Here is a 21,699-nt window from a genome sequence, read left to right on the forward strand (position 1 = left end):
ACGCGCCAAAGCCGGCGAATCCGTGACCCCGCATCACGGATCGGAACCTCAGCCCCCGAACAGTCCCTGCGCAGGATTGTCTGGCGAAGCGGCCAGACTGCCGATGACGTAAAGCGCAAGCGCTGCAACGACAAGCCCGTCCACACGGTCCATCACGCCACCGTGACCCGGAATGAGCTGGCTGGAGTCCTTGCATCCATGCCGGCGCTTCACCCATGATTCGAACAGATCGCCGATCTGCGAGACGACCGAAAGCAGGAGCGCGGCAAGGCCGGGCAGAAGCTGATTGCCGGTGCCGGCGAGAACGGAAACGACAATGCCGGCCGCAACGCCCGCCACCGTTCCACCGATGGCGCCGCTCCAGGTCTTGCCGGGGGAGATGGATGGCGCAAGCTTCGGACCGCCGACGGCGCGACCGACGAAATAAGCCAGCGTGTCCGTCGTCCAGACAACCGCGAACAGGAAGAGGATAGCCAGCAATCCGGCATGATCGGCGCCACGCAGGAAAGCGAGGGCAAAGCCGGACAGCGATGCATAGGCGATCCCCGTCGCATCCCATAGCCCCGAGCCGCGCAGAAAGCCGATGGCCGCGACGATCACGGTCGCCGCAAGGGCAAGAAGAAGAAAATCGACGGCCGCCACGCCGAAGCCAAGCGCAACCAGAAGGACCGCCATGCAGGCTTCCGGCACCAGCCACATGACGCGGGGCCACATGACGCGGGAATGGGCGGGCCGCGTCATGCGCGTCCATTCATAGAAAACCGCAGCGGAGATAGCGACGGCGAGAAGGCGGAAGGGCAGTCCGCCCACCCATGTCAGTGCCAGCACCACAGAGGCAAGCACGAGGCCCGAGATGATTCTCAGTTGCAGATTGCTCATCGGGCCAAAGCCGGCGTTACGGCCTCCTCAGGCGACAGGCCGCCGAACCGGCGCTCGCGACCGGCGAAATCGCGCAGGGCCTCCGCGAGATTGTCGCCGCCGAAATCCGGCCAGTAGCACGGCACGAACACCAGTTCACTATAGGCTGCCTGCCACAGAAGGAAATTGGACAAACGCAACTCCCCGCTGGTGCGGATGACGAGGTCGGGATCGGGTATGCCGGCGGTGTCGAGCGCGCCCGCGATGTCTTCCGCCTCGATCATGTGCGGCTCGATCTCTCCACGCAGGGCGGCTTGCGCCAGCTTGCGCGCGGCCCGCACAATCTCATCGCGGCTGCCATAATTGAAAGCGATGACGAGCGTCAGCCCTGCATTTGCGAGCGTCAGGGCTTCGGCTTCCTCCAGAAGCCCCCGGATGTCGGGCTGGAGGCTTTCACGGTCGCCGATGACCCTTACCCGAACTCCGTTGCGATGCAGTTCTGCAAGGTCGCGCCGGATGAAAAGCTTCAGCAGGCCCATCAGGTCGCTGACTTCCGATTTCGGCCGCGACCAGTTCTCCGAAGAGAATGCATAGACGGTGAGAAAGGAAATGCCGAGCTGGGGCGCCGCGCGCACGACATTTCGCAATGCCTCGACGCCGGCCCGGTGCCCGGCAACGCGCGGCAGGCCACGGGATTTCGCCCAGCGGCCGTTTCCGTCCATGATGATTGCAACGTGCGCCGGGCTTGTCATTCGTTCGCCTTCAGATCGGCCGATCCGCTTGTTATCAAGCCCGCCTCAAACCTGCATGATCTCCGTTTCCTTCTCGGCCAGAAGGCTGTCGATGGAAGCGATGGTGTCGTCGGTCAGCTTCTGGACCTGATCCGACTGCTTGCGCAGATCGTCCTCGCTGATCTCACCGTCCTTCTCCGCCTTCTTCAGGGAATCCATGCCGTCGCGACGAACATGGCGAACGGCCACGCGAGCGTTCTCGGCATAGGTGTGGGAAATCTTGACCAGTTCCTTGCGGCGCTGCTCGTTGAGTTCCGGCAACGGAATGCGAAGGGTGGTGCCATCGACGATCGGGTTGAAACCGAGATTCGATTCGCGGATGGCGCGATCCACCGCACCAACCATGGTCTTGTCCCAGACCGACACGGCAATCATGCGCGGTTCGGGAACGGAAACGGTGGCCACCTGGTTGATCGGCATGGCGGAGCCATACGCCGGAACCTGGATGGCGTCGAGCAGGTTGCTGGAGGCGCGTCCGGTGCGCAGGGAGGCCAGATCCTGCTTGAAAGCGTTGATTGCGCCGTCCATGCGCCGCTTCAGGTCTTCGAAATTGCCGCTCATGATCTTCTCCTCGGCCTCTCGTTCAGGCTCGTGACTTGCGTGGATCGATATGGGCCTGCCGGAGCGTGCCCGGATCGCTCAATCGTCGGCAACGACCGTGCAACGGCCCCCGCCCCTCAATATCTCGCCGAACCCACCTTTTTCGTGGATGGAATAGACGATTATCGGAATGTTGTTTTCCCGCGCAAGGGCAATTGCAGCCGTATCCATGATGGACAGGCCACGATTGATGACTTCGGCATGGGCAATGCGCTCGAAGCGCGTCGCAGAAGGGTCCTTCTTCGGGTCGGCCGAGTAGACCCCGTCTACCTGCGTGCCCTTGAACAGCGCGTCCGCTCCGATCTCGGCGGCGCGCAGCGCAGCAGCCGAATCGGTGGTGAAAAAAGGATTGCCGGTTCCGCCGGCAAAGATCACCACCTTGCCCTGATCCATGTAGGCCGTTGCCTGCCGCTGGGAAAAGCTCTCGCACAGTTCCGGCATGGCGATGGCCGACAGGACAACCGCATCGACGCCGATCTTCACCAGCGACGTGCGCAGCGCCAGCGAGTTGATGACCGTTGCCAGCATGCCCATGTGGTCGCCCGTGACACGATCGCCCCCCTTGGAGGCGACTGCGACGCCGCGGAAGATGTTGCCGCCGCCGATGACCACGCCCACCTCGACACCCAGCCTGCGCGCCTCGGCGATATCGGAGGCGATGCGATCGACGACGGAGACGTCGATGCCGAAATGCTGATCTCCCATCAGGGCCTCGCCCGACGCCTTGAGCAATACTCGTCGGTAGGGAAGCGTGGCCGTCATATGATCCTCTGCAAATGCGTTGAATGGGGAAACAGCCGGTATACGCCGTTCACCTGATAATGCGCCGACCCGATACACGAAGGGCGCCGCGATGTCACGCGGCGCCCTTCGCAGATAACAGGCGATGACGAAGCTTACTTCTTCACCGTCGCAGCCACTTCGGCAGCGAAATCGCTCTCTTCCTTCTCGATGCCCTCGCCCAGAGCATAGCGCACATAGGCGGTGATCTTTGCCGGAGCGCCGATTTCCTTCTCGGCGTCCTTGAGGGCCTGCTCGATCGTGACGTCGGGGTTCATGACGAAGGACTGCTTGAGCAGCACGACTTCCTCGTAGAATTTGCGCAGGCGGCCCTCCACCATCTTCTCGATGATGTTCTCCGGCTTGCCGGACTGGCGGGCCTGGTCGGAGAAGATGTTGCGCTCGCGTTCGACGGCGGCGGGGTCGAGAGCATCCACGTCGAGCGCCATCGGATTGGTGGCGGCGATATGCATGGCAACCTGACGTGCGAAGGCGGCAGCCTTGTCGGCATCGCCGGCGGTCTCGATGGCCACCAGAACACCAAGCTTGCCGAGATTGTCGACAACGGCGTTGTGGATATAGGTGGCAACCGCACCCTGCGGGACCGAGAGCTTCGCTGAACGACGGAAGCCGAGATTCTCGCCGATGGTGCCGACCGCGTCCTTGATGGTGTCGGTGACGGACTTGTCCGAACCCGGATACCTGGCGGCTGCAACAGCGTCGGTATCGCCCGAAGCCAGCGCCACCTTGGCGATGTTGCTGACGATTTCCTGGAAAGCGCCGTTGCGGGCAACGAAGTCGGTCTCGGAGTTGACCTCGACCAGAGCAGCCTCGCGCTGGCCCTGCTCGACGCCGATCAGACCTTCGGCAGCGGTGCGGCCGGCCTTCTTGTCAGCCTTGGCAATGCCCTTCTTGCGCAGCCAGTCGACCGCGGCCTCCATGTCGCCATTGGTTTCGGAAAGGGCGGCCTTGCAGTCCATCATGCCCGCGCCGGTTAGCTCGCGGAGTTCTTTGACCTGTGCTGCTGAAATGCTCATTGTTTGCCTCTTTATTTCAGAAACGGGAATGCGCACCGCCGGGAAATCAGCGATGCGCCATGCCCGGACGCTCGATGCGTCCTATTGCGGAAAGTTCAGGGCCGGAAGGCCCGTCACCTCAGGCTTCCGGCGTTGCTTCGCCAGCGGGCGTCTCGTCAAGAGCCGGCTCGACGGGAACCTCGGCCGATGCGCCGATGTCGACGCCGAGCGCGCCCTGCTGACGGGCGATGCCGTCGATGGCAGCCTTGGCGATCAGGTCGCAGTAAAGCTGGATCGCGCGGGCAGCGTCGTCGTTGCCCGGGATCGGGAAGTCGACCTTGTCCGGGTCGCAGTTCGAATCGATGACGGCGACGACCGGAATGCCGAGGCGCTTGGCCTCCTGAATGGCGATCGCCTCCTTGTTGGTGTCGATGACGAACATCAGGTCCGGCGTGGAGCCCATGTCCTTGATGCCGCCGAGGGCCTTGTCCAGCTTCTCGCGCTCGCGCTCGAGGTTCAGGCGCTCCTTCTTGGTGAAGCCCTGGGCGTCGCTGGCCAGCAGTTCGTCGAGCTTGCGCAGACGCTGGATCGAATTGGAGATCGTCTTCCAGTTGGTCAGCATGCCGCCGAGCCAGCGCGAATTGACGTAATACTGGGCCGAACGCTGCGCGGCGTCGGCAACGATGTCCGAAGCCTGACGCTTGGTGCCGACGAACAGAACGCGGCCGCCGCGGGAGACGACGTCCGAAACCTGCTTGAGAGCCTGGTGCAGAAGCGGAACGGTCTGCGACAGGTCGATGATGTGGATGTTGTTGCGGGCGCCATAGATGTAGGGCGCCATCTTCGGGTTCCAGCGATGGGTCTGGTGGCCGAAGTGTGCGCCAGCTTCAAGAAGCTCGCGCATGCTGAAATCAGGCAGTGCCATTCTTCATTTTCCTTTCCGGTTGGCCTCCACGGACACCGGCATCTCGGATCATTCTTCGATGCCACCGGAGGTGTCGGCCGGATTTCTCCCGGTTCGATACCAAAGTCCGTGTGTGGAATGGCCGCGCATATATAGGCTCGGGGCAAAAAAGGCAACCCGGAACGCTCAGGCTCACGCAGCCTTTCGCTGCACCCTTCCCCTGCGCTCTCCCACGCCGGTCACCCTGACGCGGCGGAACACGGCGACAATCTCTTCGCGGCTGCACTCGCGAGCACCCCGCCGCACGGCCAGATCCCGTTCGAACGCCGTGATGTCATAGTGTGGAGCGGAGGTTTTCGGCGGACCCTGATAGGACGACAGCTTGAGCCCCAGCCCGAAGGCGAAACGGTGAAGCTCATCGGTGTCGTCGGCCATCAGATGACACCACCTTCGTCCGGCCAGATGCCAGATCGGTGCATCGACATACACCGTCATCGTCCGCGTCCTATTTCTTGCAATCCTTCGGGGCGGCCTGATCGAACAGGGAAAGATCGACCAGCCTGCCGGTCATGGTGAAGTCGCCATAATCCATCTGGAGATCACGCGTCAGGCCATTGCCGTGCATCTTGAAGCTGATGCGGTATTCCGGCATTTCCTCGCCGCCATCGCTCTCGTCGCCGCTGAAATAGGCGATGTCGACGGGCCAGAACCGGTCCTTTCCCAATGTGGAAAGCGCCGGAAGCTCGGGATCGTTGCGGTCGGCCGGGGCAGGCTTGCCGATCACCACCGTCGTCAGCATCACCCGGTCGGCATCCTCGGATCCGTCGAACAGGCTCGTCTCGTAGAAATTCTCGCCCTTCTCGGCCTTGTCGATCAGCTCGAACATATGCTGCGTCGGAAACTGGGTAAGGCCGAGCGTGACCTTGTTCGGCTCCGGCTTGTCGATGTCGACGCGCACCGAGTCTTCTTCGCGGTGTGCCGTGCCCTTCACCTCACGTTCCAGATTCTGGTCGACGAAAGATTTCGTGACGAACGAAAAGGTCTTGCCCTCGCCATCCTCGAAGGTCGTCGTCTGCTGGTCGGTCATGCGCATGCTGTCGGTGGTGCTGATGCGGGTGACGAGGCGGAACTTGACCGTGTAGCCGTCGCATTGCGAGCCGTTGAACTCGTACACCATGCGGCCGGAGATGCCGGTAATGCCAGAACGGTCCGACGCCTTGTTGAGTGAGATGTCGTAAACGGCGCGGTGGGGCTGCAAGACCGGCACTGCAAGGGCTGGAACGGTGGAAAAGGTGATCGGAAGCAGGATGGCGGTATAGGCAAGGCGCGATGCGCGCATGTACAAGCTCCGATTGTGGCTGCCAGCCGTTGCGGCGGCGGGTACAGCCCAGCATAAAAATAGTCGTGGCGGAAGCGAGGCAAAAAATGCACTTTCGGCCGAACCGCCACAGGGGCATCAAGCAATAGGAAATTACCATGAGCGAAACAATCGAAAAGCGGCTGAGCGATCTGGGCGTGACACTGCCGGTGGCCGCGGCGCCTGCCGCCAACTATGTTCCGTTCGTGCAAAGCGGAAACCTTCTGTTCCCGTCCGGCCAGTTGCCGATCAGGGACGGCAAGCTCGCGGTAACCGGCCTGCTCGGCAAGGATGTCGATGTGGCTGCCGGCCAGGAAGCCGCGAAGCTGTGCGCCATCAACGTGCTGGCACAGGCCAAGGCCGCCCTCGGCGATCTGGAAAAGATCAGGCGGCTGGTGAAGATCACGGTCTATGTGGCTTCCGCCCAGACCTTCACCGAGCAGCATCTGGTCGGCAACGGTGCGTCGGACTTCTTCGTGGCGGCCCTGGGCGAGCGCGGCAAGCATGCCCGCGTGGCCATAGGGATGGCGGCTCTGCCCCTCAACGCCGCGGTCGAGGTCGAGGCAATCATCGAGGTAGAATAGCAAGCGATGACCGCCCTCTCCTGGCTAACGGCACGTCCGATCGCGCATCGCGGCCTGCACGATCTCAACAACCGGCGTTGGGAAAACACGCTGTCGGCTTTTTCAGCGGCGATCGATGGCGGCTATGCGATCGAGTGCGACGTGCACCTGACCGCCGACGGCGTGCCAGTCGTCTTTCACGATCATGATCTGAAGCGGCTGACAGGAGAGGACGGTTTCATCTGGCAGCGTACGGCCGCTGAAATGGCGGTCCTGAGGGTTGGCGGGACACCGGACCATCCGCCAACACTGGACGAAATGCTTGAACTGGTCGGCGGTAAGGTACCTCTGGTGATCGAGCTGAAAGGCACGCCGGGCCGTGACGGCGGGCTGGTCGAAGCGGTCGGGCAACGCCTGAAGCCCTATCGGGGCAAAGCCGCCATCATGTCGTTCGATCACTGGCTGATCCGCGATTTCAGCCGCCATGCGCCCGGCATTCCGGGTGGCCTTACCGCCTGCGGCCGGCGCGAGCACGAAATCGAGGCGCATTTCACCATGCTGGCGCATGACATCTCGTTCGTCTCCTATGCAGCCGGAGACCTGCCGAACCGCTTTGTCTCCTTCGTCCGCGAAAGGCTCGGCATGCCGGTCATCACATGGACGATCCGCGACCAGCCGGCCGTCGACCTGACATTCAGATATGCCGACCAGATGACTTTCGAGGGGTTCGAGCCGCCGCTCGCGGTCGCCTGACCCCGGCCGCACTTGCACCTGCCCGCTACCGGCTTAAGTAAACTTACATGGCTCAGGGCGACGATCAGGCAAATGCAGAAGGTGCAAACCATGTGGCGCGCGTCGCCACCGGCATGGGCGCCTTCACACAGCTGGAATGGGACAGCCTCCACATCGCAGAAAATAAATCGGAAAATTCATACAACCCATTTGTTTCATTTTCTTTTTTAAGTTCACTTGAAGATTCCGGATGTGTCGGCGGCCGCAGCGGCTGGCAACCGCACCATCTGCGTCTTGAAACTGCCGGCGGCCGGTTGCTGGGCGCACTGCCATGCTATGCGAAATCGCACAGCCAGGGCGAATATGTCTTCGACCACGGATGGGCCGACGCCTTCCAGCGCGCCGGAGGCCGCTATTACCCAAAGCTGCAATGCTCCATTCCATTCACGCCAGCGACCGGCCCGCGCCTGCTGGTGGCGCAAGGCCGGGACCCGCTATCCGTGAAGGCTGGTCTGGCGGAGGCGCTGAAGATCGTGACGGACAGGCTGGATGTTTCCTCCGCGCACGTCACTTTCCTGCCGGAAAGCGATGTCGCCGTCATGGAGGCTGCCGGATTTCTGCACCGCACGGACCAGCAGTTTCATTTCTTCAATGAAGGCTTCGCCGACTACGACGACTTTCTGGCCAGCCTCGCCTCGCGCAAGCGCAAGGCGCTCAGGAAAGAGAGGCGCGAAGCACTGGCGCATGGCATCTCCATAGACTGGCTGACGGGCAGCGATCTCACCGAACGCGTGTGGGACGACTTCTTCGCCTTCTACATGGATACGGGAGGCCGCAAATGGGGCCGTCCCTATCTCAACCGGCAATTCTTCTCGCTCATTGGCGAGCGGATGGCGGATGACATCCTGCTGGTGATGGCGAAGCGCAATGGCCGATATATCGCGGGCGCGATCAACTTCATCGGTTCCGATACGCTCTATGGCCGCAACTGGGGGTGCATCGAGGACTACCCCTTCCTGCATTTCGAGGTCTGCTACCATCAGGCAATCGATTTCGCGATTGCCAACAAACTCAGGGTGGTAGAGGCTGGCGCTCAGGGAGAGCACAAGCTGGCGCGCGGCTACCGGCCGGTCACCACGCACTCGATGCACTACATCGTCCACCCGGGCTTTCGTCGCGCCCTTGCCGATTATCTGCGCCAGGAACGAAGTGACGTCGCACGGATGAACGACCATCTGGCCGGCCACGCCCCTTTCCGCAAAGGCGATCAGCCACTCAGTGAACGACGGACCTTGAAAACAGATTGATCACCAGCACCCCGGCAAGGATCAATCCCATTCCCACAAGCGCCGGCAGATCAAGCGCCTGACGGAACAGAATCCAGCCGATTGCCGTGATGAGGATGATGCCAGCCCCGCTCCAGATCGCATAGACGATGCCGACAGGCATGGTGCGCAGGGTCAGGGCGAGGAAATAGAAGGCAAGCGCATATCCCACGACCGTCACCAGCGAAGGCGCGAGCCGCGTGAAGCCATCGGCCTGCTTCAGCGCTGTTGTGGCGACCACCTCGAATATGATTGCCACAAACAGGTAAAGATAGGTCAGGAGCATTGTGCTCACCCTTGATTCGCATATCGATCGAATATGATCATGCCCCCGAGAAGAGGACGAGAGACCAGCATGGCCTACGACACAACCAACATCTTCGCCAGACTGCTGCGAGGCGAAATTCCGTCACATCGCATCTATGAAGACGAGCACACGGTGGCGATCATGGATGTCATGCCGCAAGGTGTCGGTCATACGCTCGTCCTGCCGAAGGTCCCGTCCCGCAACCTTCTGGACGCCGACCCGGAAACGCTGGGCGCGCTTTTCAAGACGGTCCAGAAGGTAGCGAAAGCCGTCAGGAAGGCGTTCGACGCCGACGGCGTGGTCGTTTCCCAGTTCAACGAGCCGGCCGCTGGCCAGACCGTATTCCATCTGCACGTTCACATCATTCCGCGCTTCGACGGCGTAGACCTTAAAAGGCATTCCATGGAGATGGAAAAGCCCGAAGTGCTGGCAGCGAATGCGGAGAAAATCCGGGCAGCGCTGGCACAATAGAGCGGCGGAGGTCCGGACAGATCCGGCTGTCGCTCTGTCTGCTTGTGTTCAGGGTATTTGTGCGACGTCAGGTGCTTCCACCTGACTGCAAAATGCCCGAGCCATCCACCGACATCCGTGCCCCATGCAGATATAAAAAGGCCCCGTTTCCGGGGCCTTTTCCCGATCATTTGCGGGGTAGCTGCGGTACCAGGCTGCGTTTACCGCCGTCCTTCGCCTTCGGCGTTGATTTTGCGGTGGCAGCCTTTTTGACGGATGTCTTCTTCGCCGCGGGCTTGCGGGCCTTCGGACGTTCCTCCGGCTCCTTCTTCGGCTGCACCTTCGCCTCGTCAGGCAGCGTTTCGAGCTTCAGGCCGGTTTCGCCGGTCTCCTTCTTCTCGACGGTGACGCGCACCGTGCCGCCTTTCCTGAGCTTGCCGAACAATACTTCCTCGGCCAGAGGCTTCTTGATGTGCTCCTGGATAACCCGGCCGAGCGGCCGGGCGCCCATGCGCTCATCGTACCCCTTGTCGGCCAGCCAGGCGATGGCGTCCTCGGACAGGTCGAAGGTGACCCCACGCTCGGAAAGCTGCGCTTCCAATTGCATGACGAACTTCTGCACCACCTGATGGATGACCGGTACCGGCAGCGAGCCGAACGGAATGATCGCATCGAGACGGTTGCGGAACTCCGGCGTGAACAGGCGGTTGATCGCTTCCATGTCGTCGCCTTCGCGCTTCGAAGAGCCGAAGCCGATGGCTGCCCTGGCGAGATCCTGCGCGCCGGCATTCGTGGTCATGATCAGGATCACGTTGCGGAAGTCGATCTGCTTGCCGTTGTGGTCGGTCAGCTTGCCGTGGTCCATCACCTGCAACAGGATGTTGAACAGGTCCGGATGCGCCTTCTCGATCTCGTCGAGCAGAAGCACGCAATGCGGATGCTGGTCGACGCCATCCGTGAGCAGACCGCCCTGATCGAAGCCGACATAGCCGGGAGGCGCGCCGATCAGCCGGGACACGGTGTGGCGCTCCATATATTCCGACATGTCGAAACGCAGCAGCTCGACGCCGAGGGAGGCAGCAAGCTGCTTGGCAACCTCGGTCTTGCCGACGCCGGTCGGGCCGGAGAACAGGTAGGAACCGATCGGCTTGTCGGGCTCACGCAAGCCGGCGCGGGCCAGCTTGATGGCCGAGCTCAGCGCCGTGATCGCCGTATCCTGCCCGTAGACGACCCGCTTGAGCTCCTTCTCCAGACCGGCCAGCACCTTCTCGTCGTCCGCCGAAACCGTCTTCGGCGGAATACGGGCCATGGTGGCGATGGTGGCCTCGATCTCCTTGATGCCGATGGTCTTCTTGCGCTTGCCTTCCGGCAGGAGCATCTGCGAGGCGCCGGTCTCGTCGATCACGTCGATCGCCTTGTCCGGCAGCTTGCGGTCGCTGATGTAACGGGCCGAAAGCTCCACCGCACCCTTGATGGCGTCGGAGGTGTACCTGACCTTGTGGAAGTCCTCGAAATAGGGCTTCAGCCCCTTCATGATCTCGATGGCGTCCTCAACCGTCGGCTCATTCACATCGATCTTCTGGAAGCGGCGGACAAGCGCCCTGTCCTTCTCGAAGAACTGGCGGAACTCCTTGTAAGTCGTTGATCCTATGCAGCGAATTGCACCGGACGACAGCGCCGGTTTGAGCAGGTTGGACGCATCCATGGCACCGCCGGACGTCGCTCCGGCACCGATGACGGTGTGAATCTCATCGATGAACAGGACAGCGCCCGGATAGTCCTCCAGCTCCTTCACCACCTGCTTCAGGCGCTCCTCGAAATCGCCGCGATAGCGCGTCCCGGCAAGCAGCGTGCCCATGTCGAGCGCGAAGATGGTGGCGTCGGCCAGCACCTCCGGAACGTCGCCTTCCACGATGCGCTTGGCCAGTCCTTCGGCAATCGCCGTCTTGCCCACGCCGGGATCGCCCACATAGAGCGGATTGTTCTTGGAGCGGCGGCACAGCACCTGAATGGTGCGGTTTATTTCCGGCTCGCGGCCGATCAGCGGATCGATCTTGCCGGCCCGGGCCTTGGCATTGAGGTTCACGCAATAGGCGGTCAGCGCGTCCTGAGCCTTCTTCTTGCCCTCATCGTGCTGCTCGCCGGTGCTGCCGCCACCGCCCTGCTCGTCCTCGGCGCCACGCGGAGTGCGCGCTTCCGAAGCGCCGGGGCGCTTGGCGATGCCATGCGAAATGTAGTTGACCGCGTCGTAGCGGGTCATCTGCTGTTCCTGCAGGAAGTATGCGGCGTGGCTCTCGCGCTCGGCGAAGATCGCCACCAGCACGTTGGCGCCCGACACTTCCTCGCGGCCGGAAGACTGCACGTGGATCACGGCACGCTGGATGACGCGCTGAAAGCCGGCTGTCGGCTTCGAATCCTCGTCATAGCCGGTGATGAGATTGTCGAGTTCGGTGTCGATGTAGTTGAGCACCGTCTGACGCAGCTCGTCGAGATCGACGTTGCAGGCGCGCATGACGGCGGCCGCCTCGGCGTCGTCTATCAATGCCAGAAGCAGGTGCTCTAGGGTTGCGTATTCATGGTGGCGTTCATTGGCGATTGTCAGCGCCTGGTGAAGTGCCTTTTCCAAGCCTTGGGAGAAAGCCGGCATGTTACCTCACTTCTTCTCCATCACGCATTGCAGCGGATGCTGATTCTGTCTGGCGAAATCCATGACCTGGGACACCTTGGTCTCGGCCACCTCGAATGTGTAAACGCCACACTCTCCCACACCGTGGTTGTGCACATGGAGCATGATGCGCGTGGCTGCTTCCCTGTCCTTCTGGAAAAAACGCTCCAGAACGTGAACGACAAACTCCATTGGCGTGTAGTCGTCGTTGAGGATCAGCACACGGTAAAGACTGGGACGCTTGGTCTTGGTCTGCGTACGCGTGATGACAGCCGTTCCACGGCCGGCACCATTGCCGTTTTGGTCCTTCTGCATTCTCGCCGCATGCTGCGCGGCAACCAGACTGCCAGTCACGTTATCCCTGCCTCACGATCCAACCCCGCGATCCGGCCTCCATCGGCCAGCCCCGAAGGGCAAATCGACATGTAGGTCATTATTGTCGAATTTTAAGCCCTTCTCCGCCGCTGACAATACGGTCTTCGAACCAATTATGCGTCAACGCTCAAATCCGGTTTTCGACAGCTTGCCAAAATGCAAAAGCCCGGCTGCGTCGAACGCAGCCGGGCCGATTGCCGGCTCAAACCGGCAAAACAGAATGAGCGGCTTCAGCGAGCCTTGGCCACGATGCCTTCGAAAGGCTTGTAGGCTTCCCTGGCGAATTCCGAATAGAGATCGCCGAACCTGGTCGCCTCGGCCACGAAGGACTCGTAGGACTGCTTCACATAGTCGGTCTGGATGCCGAGCGCGTCCTCGAAGGACTTCGCCGAAAGCAGCTTCTCGAAAGCGGTGCTGCCGGCCTCAAGGCTCTTCTTGGTGTATTCGCTGGCCTCGACGGCAATCGCCTGCGCGCCCTTGGACAGAGATGCAAGGCTCTTGAGTCCCGAGTCTGCGAACTCCTTGCCGTACTTGCTGAATTCTTCGTAGGTGGTCTCGGACATGGGTTGTCCTCCTTCGTGAATCGAACCTGCATGGATCGAACTGTCAGATAACGCAGGCAGCCAATCTTTTTGCATTAGCGAATAAATATTGTGCAATGCACAAAATGTCAACCGCGCGGTTGTCGGCCGGCAAGTGCTAAAATTCCCATAAAATTTGCGACGACTGCGCCGGAATTGGTGAACGCGGCGGTTACCATAAACGGATTGGTAACGGTGCATGGATAGCATTGCTCAAAATCAGGCTGGGATAGGACCTTTGCCATCCCCACCGAAATGAAAGCCAAAGGAAGTAACAGTGCGTAAGGCGTTTTCGGGTATCGCTTCCCTTTCCGTGCGTTCTTTCCGGGCAGTGGCAACCATTGCCGCCGCCGCGGTATTTGTCATCGGCACGAGTACGGCCTCGCAGGCTGCCGCCAACGATGCGGCCATCGTCATCGACGCCAACACGGGCAAGACGCTGTATTCCTCCAATGCGAATGCGCGCCGCTATCCGGCCTCGCTCACCAAGATGATGACGCTGTATCTGACCTTCGACGCACTTTCGAAGGGCAAGATCACCAAATCCACCCAGGTTCCCTTCTCCGCCAACGCTGCGGCCGAGCCGCCGACCAAACTCGGCGTTCGCAAGGGCGGCTCGATTACCGTGGAGACGGCAATCCTGTCCATGGTGACCAAGTCCGCCAACGATTCGTCGACCGCGCTTGCCGAACTGCTCGGCGGCAGCGAAGCGAACTTCGCAAGGATGATGACTTCCAAGGCCCGCTCGCTGGGCATGACCAACACCGTGTTCCGCAACGCGCACGGGCTTCCCAATCCCGGCCAGTTCACCACCGCGCGCGACATGGCCACGCTCGGCATCGCGCTGCGCGAGCATTTCCCGCAGTATTACGGTTACTTCGCGGAACGTTCGTTCATGTATGGCCGTCAGCGTATCAACGGCCATAATCGCCTGCTTGGACGCATCAAGGGCGTGGACGGTATCAAGACGGGGTACACCCGCGCTTCCGGCTTCAATCTGGTTTCGTCCGTCTCGACCGACGGGCGCAAGCTGGTCGCCGTGGTGATGGGCGGCAAGTCCGGCGCCAGTCGCGACAACGAGATGGCCCGCCTGATCAACGCCTATCTCCCCAAGGCCTCGAAACGCGGCGGCGGCGCTCTCGTTGCCCGCAACGACAACGACCCGGCCTCGCAGCAGATCGCCAAGGTCGTTCTGCCCCGGCACGACGCGCCCACACCGGACGAAAAGCCGGCTACGGTCGACGCGATCGTAGCGGCCGCCGCCCCGGTTCCGTCGCAGGCCCCCAAGCCCAGGCTTCCTGTAATCGCGCAGGCGCCGGAACCCGATGAAATTCCCTTTGCGCAAGCCTACAGCGGCCCGGAGCCGTCGCAGCAGATCGATCCTGTCAACACCGCCTCCCTGCCCTCCGGCTGGGTGGTGCAGGTGGCCTCCTCGCCGAGCAAATCCGAAGCCGAGGCAGCACTCGACAAAACTGCCGCGCAGGCACGCGCCATTCTTGCCAGCGCTTCCGGCTATACGGTTCCGTTCCGGAAAGGCGGCGTGACCTATTTCCGCGCGCGCTTCGGCGGCTTCGAGACGCAGACCGCAGCTCTCAGGGCATGCAGCGCGCTGAAGAAGCGGCGTATTGAATGCTTCGCGGTGCAGCAGTAGGCCGCGCCGCGAACGGCTCCCGGAAAAGTTCAGTATCGAAGGAGTGTCATTCGTGATCGGAGAACAGCAGACCTTCGGGTTCGGCGCGACACTGAAGCAGGACAGAGGTCCCTCAAGCGACATCGGAACGCAGGCGCTTTATCAGGCCGCTATGCGGCTGAAGAACATCCGCCCCGGAAATTCACGCTTCAAGACAAAGGACCTCGTCGGCCTTTTGCTGAGCCACGGCGCCCGCACATGGCGCAACACGCAGCCGCTTGTGCGCATCCGCCTCAAAGCGGCGACGCCCGACAACAGGCAGGCCGTAAAGCTGAAATTCGGGATTTCCTGACCCGAAGCGCGTCGCGATCTTTCAGATCAGCCCCTTGCGCTTCAAGTTTCTGTTTTCGCGCATGTCGTTGTCCCGAAACCGGTTCCTACTTTCGGGCGACATGCTCTAGAGAAGCCCCAGTTCGGCAAGTTCGCGCCGAAGACCGGGGGGCATTTCAGCCAAACCTGCACCGCCCTTGCCGAGATCGGCGGGCGCATCCTCCGCCTTGAGATAGCGCCATCCCTGAAAGGGCCTGCGTGGCTGCCATTCCGTGCGGATGATCTGCGGATCGAGAACGATCCGGCAACGACCGATGCCCTGATCGTCGGTGAAGGGACGGATTTCGGTGATGAGCTGACGGCATTGCACGCTGCCCTTGATCACCCAGTACAGCGAGCCGCCATCCGTTATCTCTGCGCCGCGCGTCGGAACCATGCGTGTCGTGTGCCAGTGCTCGGCTGGCTCGCCATTGCGGCGACGCTCGTCGAGCTTGTGGGCAACCCACGCTTCCAGGTCCTCGACGCTGTCGCAGCCAACGCACAATTTGAGAATATTGAGTGCCATGGGTGGAAACTAGCGGCTGGCAGCCATGCATTCAACGCGACATGACGTTTTGCACACTGCCTTTTTCCACATGCGTTGCCGCCGTCAGCACTCCACCACATTGACGGCGAGACCGCCCAGGCTCGTTTCCTTGTAGCGCTCGTTCATGTCGGCGCCGGTCTGGCGCATGGTTTCGATGGCGGCATCCAGCGGGACAAAATGCTTGCCGTCGCCCTTTATGGCGAGAGACGCCGCCGTCACCGCCTTGACCGCGCCAAGCGCGTTGCGCTCGATGCAAGGCACCTGAACGAGCCCCGCGACCGGATCGCAGGTCATGCCGAGGTGATGTTCCAGCGCGATCTCCGCTGCATTCTCGACCTGCTCCGGCGTGCCGCCCATCACGGCGCACAGGCCGGCAGCGGCCATGGCGGAAGCCGACCCCACTTCGCCCTGACAACCCACCTCGGCACCGGAAATCGAGGCATTGGTCTTGATGATGCCGCCAACAGCCGCCGCAGTCAGCAGGAAGTCGCGGATCGAAGCCTGATCGGCCTCCGGGTGGAAATGGAGCCAGTAGCGCAGAACTGCCGGCAACGTGCCGGCCGCACCGTTGGTCGGTGCCGTGACCACGCGTCCGCCAGCCGCATTTTCCTCGTTCACCGCCATGGCGTAGATCGACAGCCAGTCATTCGCGAGCAACGGATTGGGACGGTTGCGGCTCCACTCCTCCTGCAGCTTGTCATGCAACTGGCGCGCACGGCGACGCACCTTGAGCCCGCCCGGCATGATGCCTTCCTGCGTCAGGCCGCGGTCGATGCATCCCTTCATGGCGGCCCAGATGTCGTCCAGACCGGAATCGAGCTTCTCGCGCGACATATGAGTTTCCTCATTGGCGCGTTTCATCTCGGCTATGGACAACCCGCTTCTCGCCGCCATCGCCAGCATTTCCGCGGCATTCTTGAATGGATAGGGCACCTTCTTGCCTTCGGTGGTGACGGAGCCCCGCTGCTTCATGATTTGAAGCTCTTCCTCCGACACGACAAACCCGCCACCGACGGAATAATAGATGCGCTTGAGAAGCACGCGGTCGTTTGCATCGTATGCGTAGAACGCCATGCCATTGGCATGGCCGGTGAGCGGGGTCTTCTTGTCCAGCACCAGATCAAGGGCCGGATCGAAACGATAGGAAGGGTGGCCTGGCGGTGAAACGCGCTTGTCCGCCTTGACCTCCGCGATAACTTCATCGCTCTGGTCCGGATCCACCGTGACCGGCACAAGCCCTGTCAGGCCAAGAATAACCGCACGGTCGCTGCCATGGCCGATACCCGTGTAGGCCAGTGAGCCATGCAGGCTTGCGCCGACACGATCCACTTTCACACCTGCGGGGCGCGGCCAGTCGTTCGACAGGATTTCCTTCAGGAATCGCGCCGCCGCTGTCATCGGCCCCATGGTGTGGGAACTGGAAGGACCTATGCCGATCTTGAAAAGGTCGAAAACCGAAAGAAACAAGAACCCCTACCTCCACGACATCAGCCGGCACGCTTTTGGCGCCGTTCTCTACTACATAGTGGCTTCGGTTACGGTTTTCTGCATTTTTCGATAAGGCCACGCGGCGTCTGCCGACCTTGCGTGCTCCTTGCGCGACATAGCCTGTGATAATGAGGAAGGCATGATCGATTCATTGCATCTTTCGGCAGCGGATTTCGCTGCGCTGGCCTTCTTCCTGCTTGCCTGGGGCCTGCACACACTGGCTTCCGACGGATGGATATTCCACCGTCCCTCCCTCACCATGGCCATGAACCGGCAGCGCGAAATCTGGATGGAGCGGATGGCCGAACGCGAAATCCGCATCGTGGATACCGCAATCATGGGCGGTCTCCAGCAGGGCACGGCCTTTTTCGCGTCAAGCTGCCTGATCGCCATAGGCGGCTGCTTCGCCTTCCTCGGAGCATCAGATCAGGTGGTCGGCGTGCTTTCTGACCTGCATCTGCAAGGGGCGGCGACCCGCACGGCTTTCCAGCTCAAGGTTGTCGGACTGGTCATCATCCTCGCCTTTGCTTTCTTCAAGTTCGGCTGGTCATACCGGCTGTTCAACTATTGCTCGATCCTGATCGGCGCTGTGCCGGTGGCCTATGGCGAGCAGGCCCACAATCCGCAAACCCGAAGCGCCGTCATGCGGGCCATAAAAATGAACAAGCTGGCCGGCAAGCACTTCAATTCCGGCCTGCGTGCGGTTTTCTTCTCGATCGGCTATCTCGGCTGGTTCGTCGGCCCGGTGGCCTTCTTGCTGTCGAGCGCACTGCTTGCGGTCGTTCTGCTGCGCCGGCAATTCTTCTCGAATGCACGCGAGGCGGTTCTGGCGGAAACGGAGGAAATCGTTCAGTCGGCCGGTGCCGGCAGCAGCGAATCGATACGGCCCGACAGCCAGTAGGCGAAAAGGCCCACCCACTCACGGATGGCGACGGTCAGGTTCTGGAGCGAATCCTGGACGTTGTCCTGCGCCAGCCCGGCATGCTCGTTTCCGGCAGTGCGATAATCGGCCGGCCATGGCACGACTTCGAATCCTGCCTTGCGGAAAAGCCCCATCGAGCGCGGCATGTGAAAGGCTGACGTCACCAGAAGCCACACTTCCCCCGGCTGCGGCTCCACCATTTCGCGTGTGAAGACAGCGTTCTCGTGGGTATTTCGCGATCTCTTCTCCAGAACAAGCCGATCCGCCTCGACGCCGAGCGCCGTGAGCAGACGGGGTGCGGTATCTCCATCGCCCTCGCCTTCCAGCATCAGGCTGCCATTGCCGCCAGTCACCACCACGCGTGCATCCGGATAGCGGCGCGCAAGTATCGCGGTCTCGACGAACCGGTCGCCGCTCGAATTGAGCTCATAGCCGCCGCGAACGAGGTTCACGCCACCCTCGAAGCCGCCGCCGAGCACGATGATGCCAGCGACATCGGCAGGCGCGGGGTCCGGGCGCTGGAAACGGTCTTCCAGCGGATGCATCAGCAGCGCCCCGGTTGAGGTCCAGGCGCCGATGGCGATTATCAGGAATGCGGCGAAGGAAATGAAGATCGACAGCCGACGCCAGCCGGCAAGCGCCAGAACGACGCCGGCCAATACCAGCAGTCCGATCAGATTGATCGGCTGCGCGACGAACCAGAACAGCTTGGAGAGATAGAAAAACACCCTCTATCCCTCCATCCGTCCGGCTACCACCATTTCTGCGGCTGGAACGTGCCCGCCGCCTGTTCGATGACGTGAGCGGTGCGGAACAGCGTCTCTTCATCGAACGGCCGGCCGATAAGCTGAAGGCCAAGCGGCAGCCCCTGGCCGTCAAGGCCGGCCGGAACCGAAATTCCGGGCAGGCCGGCCATGTTCACCGTCACCGTGAAGATATCGTTGAGATACATCTTTACCGGATCGCTCGCCATCTCCTTATCGGCGATGCCGAAGGCCGCCGACGGCGTCGCCGGAGTCAGGATCACATCCACGCCCGCAGCGAAGGCATCGTCAAAGTCCTTCTTGATCAGCGTGCGGACCTTCTGGGCCTTAAGATAGTAGGCGTCGTAATAGCCCGCCGAAAGCACATAGGTGCCGATCATGATGCGGCGCTTCACCTCGTCGCCGAAACCGGCGGCGCGGGTGCTCTCGTACATCTCCACAATGTCCTTGCCCGGCACGCGCAGGCCATAGCGCACGCCGTCATAGCGGGCGAGGTTGGAAGACGCTTCGGCCGGCGAGATGATGTAATAGGTGGGCAGCGCATATCCGGTGTGCGGAAGCGATATGTCGACGATCTCGGCGCCAGCCTCCTTCAGCCAGGCGATGCCCTGCTGCCACAGCGCCTCGACCTCCTGCGGCATGCCCTCGACGCGGTATTCCTTCGGAATGCCGACCTTCAGCCCCTTTACCGACTGGCCGAGGGCGGCTTCGTAATCCGGCACAGGCCGGTCGACGGAGGTTGTGTCCTTTTCATCCACCGAAGCCATGGACTTCAGCAAAATCGCGGCATCGCGCACGTCGCGTGCGATAGGACCAGCCTGATCGAGCGACGACGCATAGGCAATGATGCCCCAGCGCGAGCAGCGTCCATAGCTCGGCTTGATGCCGACCGTGCCGGTGAATGCAGCCGGCTGACGGATCGAGCCACCAGTATCCGTCGCGGTCGCCCCCGCACAGAGGAATGCGGCGACAGCGGCGGCAGAGCCGCCGGAAGAACCACCCGGAACGCGGTCGGCATTCGAGCCCGTGGCGCGCCACGGGTTCTTCACCGGACCGTACCAGGATGTCTCGTTGGAAGAGCCCATGGCGAACTCATCCATGTTGAGCTTGCCGAGCATCACCGCGCCGTCCGCCCACAGGTTCGACGTAACGGTCGACTCATAACGCGGCCGGAAGCCATCCAGAACATGGCTGCAAGCCTGCGTGTGCACGCCTTCGGTGGCGAACAGGTCCTTGACGCCGAGCGGAATGCCTTCAAGCGCGCCACCCTGCCCTGCGGCAAGCCGTGCATCGGATGCCCTGGCCATGTCGCGCGCCTTGTCGTGCGTGACGGCAACATAGGCATTGAACTTGTCGTTGGCCGCATCGATGGCGGCCAGATAGGCGTCCGTCAGCTCAACGGCGGAAATCTCTCCGGCGCGCAGCTTCTCGCGCGCCTGCGAAATCGTGAGTCTGGTCAGATCGGTCATCGAATGAACTCTTCTGGAAATCGGTGGAAAGGAAGATGCGGCGCGGTATTGCCGGAAGGCTATTCCACCACCTTCGGCACGAGGAAGAAATTCTCTTCCGTCGCGGGCGCATTGGCCACGATGTCGTCGGCCTTGCTGCCGTCGGTCACCTTGTCGGCGCGCTTCTTCATCTCCATCGGGATCACCGAGGTCATTGGCTCGACGCCGGACACGTCCACCTCGTTCAGCTGCTCGACGAAGCCCAGGATGGAATTGAGCTTGCCGGCCATGACAGTCGCCTCCTCCTCGCTCACCGCAATGCGTGCGAGGCGCGCGACGCGCTTGACCGTATCCAGATCGACCGACATGTGAAAGTCCGCTTCAAAGCCTGTTTTGAACCTGCCTGCGCTATAGCGGGCGAGGCAGGCAGGTGCAACATCAACTGCCGATCAGATGTCTGTCGATTCGCCAATCTTCGGCAGTGCGACCTTCACGCCAGAGCCTTCCATGCCTTCCACGAACTTGTCGGCCGTCTGGTCGAGAAGCGGGAACGTGCCGAAATGACACGGCACAACGGTCTCGAAATTGAAGAAGCGCCGGCAGGCAAGCGCCGCCACCGCCCCGCCCATGGTGAAACGATCGCCGACCGGCACGATGCCGATCTTCGGCTCGTGCAACTCGTTGATCAGCGCCATGTCGGAAAAAATGTCGGTATCGCCCATGTGATAGAGCGTCGGCGCATCCGGGAAATGCAGCACCAGCCCGCCCGGATTGCCGAGATAGGTGTTGCCGCCGCCATCCGCCGATGCCGAAGAAGAATGCAGCGCCTGCACGAAGGTAGCCGTGAAGCCGCCGCAATCCACCGTTCCGCCGATATTGCCGGGATTGATCCTGTCCCCGCTGACGCCCTTGCCGACCAGATACATGCAGATCTCGAAATTGGCGACCAGCGTGGCACCGGACTTTTTCAGGATTTCCGCCGCACCGCTGATATGGTCGTCATGGCCGTGGGTGAGCAGCACATGGGTCACACCCTCGGCGGGCTCCTCCCAGCCACCCTGCCAGACGGGATTGCCGACGAGATAAGGATCGATCAGGATTTTGGCATCGCCCGCCTCGATGCAGAATGCGGAATGGCCATACCAGGTCAGTTTCATATTGTGCGTCCTCGATTTTTTCTCGCGGCGAGGATAGAAGCCTCGTCACGCATGTCAAAGGAAAGCCGGC

General features: G+C 61.6%; 25 protein-coding genes. 7 read left to right on the plus strand and 18 right to left on the minus strand.

The features are described from left to right. Window positions 1-48: 48 nt before the first annotated feature. From DES43_RS08060 to DES43_RS08095, 8 genes are all read right to left on the minus strand, one after another. Window positions 49-879, minus strand: coding sequence for a phosphatidate cytidylyltransferase (locus DES43_RS08060; protein WP_035028719.1), 831 nt, complete (start codon window positions 877-879; stop codon window positions 49-51). Beyond that, a complete protein-coding gene (locus tag DES43_RS08065) occupies window positions 876-1,610 on the minus strand; it encodes an isoprenyl transferase (protein WP_084496538.1) in 735 nt (244 codons plus the stop codon). Before DES43_RS08065 ends, DES43_RS08060 begins: the two co-directional genes overlap by 4 nt. A gap of 45 nt (window positions 1,611-1,655) precedes the next feature. After that, window positions 1,656-2,210 (minus strand): ribosome recycling factor, encoded by a 555-nt coding sequence (frr, locus tag DES43_RS08070; protein WP_035028722.1) that lies wholly within the window; start codon window positions 2,208-2,210, stop codon window positions 1,656-1,658. 78 nt (window positions 2,211-2,288) lie between these two features. Then, window positions 2,289-3,011: a UMP kinase gene (pyrH, locus tag DES43_RS08075; RefSeq protein ID WP_035028725.1), complete on the minus strand. Its 723-nt coding sequence runs from the start codon at window positions 3,009-3,011 to the stop codon at window positions 2,289-2,291. 134 nt (window positions 3,012-3,145) lie between these two features. Beyond that, window positions 3,146-4,066, minus strand: coding sequence for a translation elongation factor Ts (gene tsf, locus DES43_RS08080; protein ID WP_035028728.1), 921 nt, complete (start codon window positions 4,064-4,066; stop codon window positions 3,146-3,148). Window positions 4,067-4,184: 118 nt separating this feature from the next. Next, window positions 4,185-4,970 (minus strand): 30S ribosomal protein S2, encoded by a 786-nt coding sequence (gene rpsB, locus DES43_RS08085; RefSeq protein WP_035028731.1) that lies wholly within the window; start codon window positions 4,968-4,970, stop codon window positions 4,185-4,187. 171 nt (window positions 4,971-5,141) lie between these two features. Beyond that, window positions 5,142-5,444, minus strand: coding sequence for a DUF4031 domain-containing protein (locus tag DES43_RS08090; RefSeq protein ID WP_035028734.1), 303 nt, complete (start codon window positions 5,442-5,444; stop codon window positions 5,142-5,144). Window positions 5,445-5,454: 10 nt separating this feature from the next. Then, complete coding sequence (locus tag DES43_RS08095) at window positions 5,455-6,288, minus strand: cell envelope integrity EipB family protein (protein WP_035028736.1); 834 nt, start codon at window positions 6,286-6,288, stop codon at window positions 5,455-5,457. 137 nt (window positions 6,289-6,425) lie between these two features. Here DES43_RS08095 and DES43_RS08100 point away from each other — a divergent pair, with 137 nt between their 5' ends. The 3 genes from DES43_RS08100 to DES43_RS08110 are packed head-to-tail and all read left to right on the plus strand — an operon-like array spanning window position 6,426 to window position 8,908. Further along, a complete protein-coding gene (locus DES43_RS08100; protein WP_035028739.1) occupies window positions 6,426-6,890 on the plus strand; it encodes a RidA family protein in 465 nt (154 codons plus the stop codon). Between the two features lie 6 nt (window positions 6,891-6,896). Continuing rightward, window positions 6,897-7,622, plus strand: coding sequence for a glycerophosphodiester phosphodiesterase (locus DES43_RS08105; RefSeq protein ID WP_035028741.1), 726 nt, complete (start codon window positions 6,897-6,899; stop codon window positions 7,620-7,622). 47 nt (window positions 7,623-7,669) lie between these two features. Then, complete coding sequence (locus tag DES43_RS08110; RefSeq protein ID WP_035028744.1) at window positions 7,670-8,908, plus strand: GNAT family N-acetyltransferase; 1,239 nt, start codon at window positions 7,670-7,672, stop codon at window positions 8,906-8,908. Here the strand turns inward: DES43_RS08110 and DES43_RS08115 are convergent. Continuing rightward, window positions 8,877-9,212, minus strand: a complete 336-nt coding sequence (locus DES43_RS08115; protein WP_063608073.1) for a DMT family transporter — start codon at window positions 9,210-9,212, stop codon at window positions 8,877-8,879. The genes DES43_RS08110 and DES43_RS08115 overlap by 32 nt on opposite strands. A 69-nt stretch (window positions 9,213-9,281) precedes the next feature. Here DES43_RS08115 and DES43_RS08120 point away from each other — a divergent pair, with 69 nt between their 5' ends. Next, complete coding sequence (locus tag DES43_RS08120; RefSeq protein WP_035028747.1) at window positions 9,282-9,704, plus strand: HIT family protein; 423 nt, start codon at window positions 9,282-9,284, stop codon at window positions 9,702-9,704. Between the two features lie 166 nt (window positions 9,705-9,870). Here DES43_RS08120 and clpA read toward each other — a convergent pair whose 3' ends face one another. The 3 genes from clpA to DES43_RS08135 form a co-directional block, all read right to left on the minus strand. Beyond that, on the minus strand, window positions 9,871-12,330 hold the full coding sequence (gene clpA / locus DES43_RS08125; RefSeq protein ID WP_035028750.1) for an ATP-dependent Clp protease ATP-binding subunit ClpA: 2,460 nt from the start codon (window positions 12,328-12,330) through the stop codon (window positions 9,871-9,873). Window positions 12,331-12,336: 6 nt separating this feature from the next. Continuing rightward, window positions 12,337-12,663: an ATP-dependent Clp protease adapter ClpS gene (gene clpS / locus DES43_RS08130; protein WP_035028753.1), complete on the minus strand. Its 327-nt coding sequence runs from the start codon at window positions 12,661-12,663 to the stop codon at window positions 12,337-12,339. Between the two features lie 290 nt (window positions 12,664-12,953). Then, the gene (locus tag DES43_RS08135; RefSeq protein WP_035028763.1) at window positions 12,954-13,286 is read right to left on the minus strand and encodes a phasin family protein; all 333 of its coding nucleotides are present in this window, start codon (window positions 13,284-13,286) and stop codon (window positions 12,954-12,956) included. Window positions 13,287-13,581: 295 nt separating this feature from the next. Here DES43_RS08135 and DES43_RS08140 point away from each other — a divergent pair, with 295 nt between their 5' ends. Together DES43_RS08140 and DES43_RS08145 are read left to right on the plus strand one after the other, a co-directional pair. Continuing rightward, the gene (locus DES43_RS08140; RefSeq protein ID WP_035028766.1) at window positions 13,582-14,955 is read left to right on the plus strand and encodes a D-alanyl-D-alanine carboxypeptidase; all 1,374 of its coding nucleotides are present in this window, start codon (window positions 13,582-13,584) and stop codon (window positions 14,953-14,955) included. A gap of 52 nt (window positions 14,956-15,007) precedes the next feature. Further along, window positions 15,008-15,286, plus strand: coding sequence for a hypothetical protein (locus DES43_RS08145; RefSeq protein WP_063608074.1), 279 nt, complete (start codon window positions 15,008-15,010; stop codon window positions 15,284-15,286). Between the two features lie 105 nt (window positions 15,287-15,391). Here the strand turns inward: DES43_RS08145 and DES43_RS08150 are convergent, their stop codons facing one another. Both DES43_RS08150 and DES43_RS08155 read right to left on the minus strand, forming a co-directional pair. After that, entirely contained in the window at window positions 15,392-15,829 is a 438-nt protein-coding gene (locus DES43_RS08150) for a DUF1489 family protein (protein ID WP_035028771.1), read from the minus strand. Between the two features lie 84 nt (window positions 15,830-15,913). Next, window positions 15,914-17,317, minus strand: coding sequence for an L-serine ammonia-lyase (locus DES43_RS08155; RefSeq protein ID WP_035028774.1), 1,404 nt, complete (start codon window positions 17,315-17,317; stop codon window positions 15,914-15,916). 160 nt (window positions 17,318-17,477) lie between these two features. On the opposite strand from DES43_RS08155, the gene DES43_RS08160 reads away from it, so the two are divergent. Continuing rightward, window positions 17,478-18,239 carry a DUF599 domain-containing protein gene (locus DES43_RS08160; protein ID WP_035028776.1) on the plus strand — a complete coding sequence of 254 codons (762 nt, stop codon included), beginning with the start codon at window positions 17,478-17,480 and terminating at the stop codon, window positions 18,237-18,239. Here the strand turns inward: DES43_RS08160 and DES43_RS08165 are convergent. The 4 genes from DES43_RS08165 to DES43_RS08180 all read right to left on the minus strand — a co-directional run bounded on the left by DES43_RS08165 (window position 18,188) and on the right by DES43_RS08180 (window position 21,629). Next, window positions 18,188-18,988: a YdcF family protein gene (locus tag DES43_RS08165; protein WP_035028779.1), complete on the minus strand. Its 801-nt coding sequence runs from the start codon at window positions 18,986-18,988 to the stop codon at window positions 18,188-18,190. The two genes, DES43_RS08160 and DES43_RS08165, sit on opposite strands and share 52 nt — an antisense overlap. Before the next feature lie 23 nt (window positions 18,989-19,011). After that, window positions 19,012-20,493: an Asp-tRNA(Asn)/Glu-tRNA(Gln) amidotransferase subunit GatA gene (gene gatA, locus DES43_RS08170; protein ID WP_035028782.1), complete on the minus strand. Its 1,482-nt coding sequence runs from the start codon at window positions 20,491-20,493 to the stop codon at window positions 19,012-19,014. A gap of 59 nt (window positions 20,494-20,552) precedes the next feature. Continuing rightward, window positions 20,553-20,840, minus strand: a complete 288-nt coding sequence (gene gatC, locus DES43_RS08175) for an Asp-tRNA(Asn)/Glu-tRNA(Gln) amidotransferase subunit GatC (RefSeq protein WP_035028785.1) — start codon at window positions 20,838-20,840, stop codon at window positions 20,553-20,555. Window positions 20,841-20,921: 81 nt separating this feature from the next. Next, window positions 20,922-21,629, minus strand: a complete 708-nt coding sequence (locus DES43_RS08180; RefSeq protein ID WP_035028788.1) for a metal-dependent hydrolase — start codon at window positions 21,627-21,629, stop codon at window positions 20,922-20,924. Between the last annotated feature and the right edge of the window lie 70 nt (window positions 21,630-21,699).

Source organism: Aquamicrobium defluvii, from assembly GCF_004363725.1.
In the GTDB taxonomy this organism is placed as follows: Bacteria; Pseudomonadota; Alphaproteobacteria; order Rhizobiales; family Rhizobiaceae; genus Mesorhizobium; species Mesorhizobium defluvii.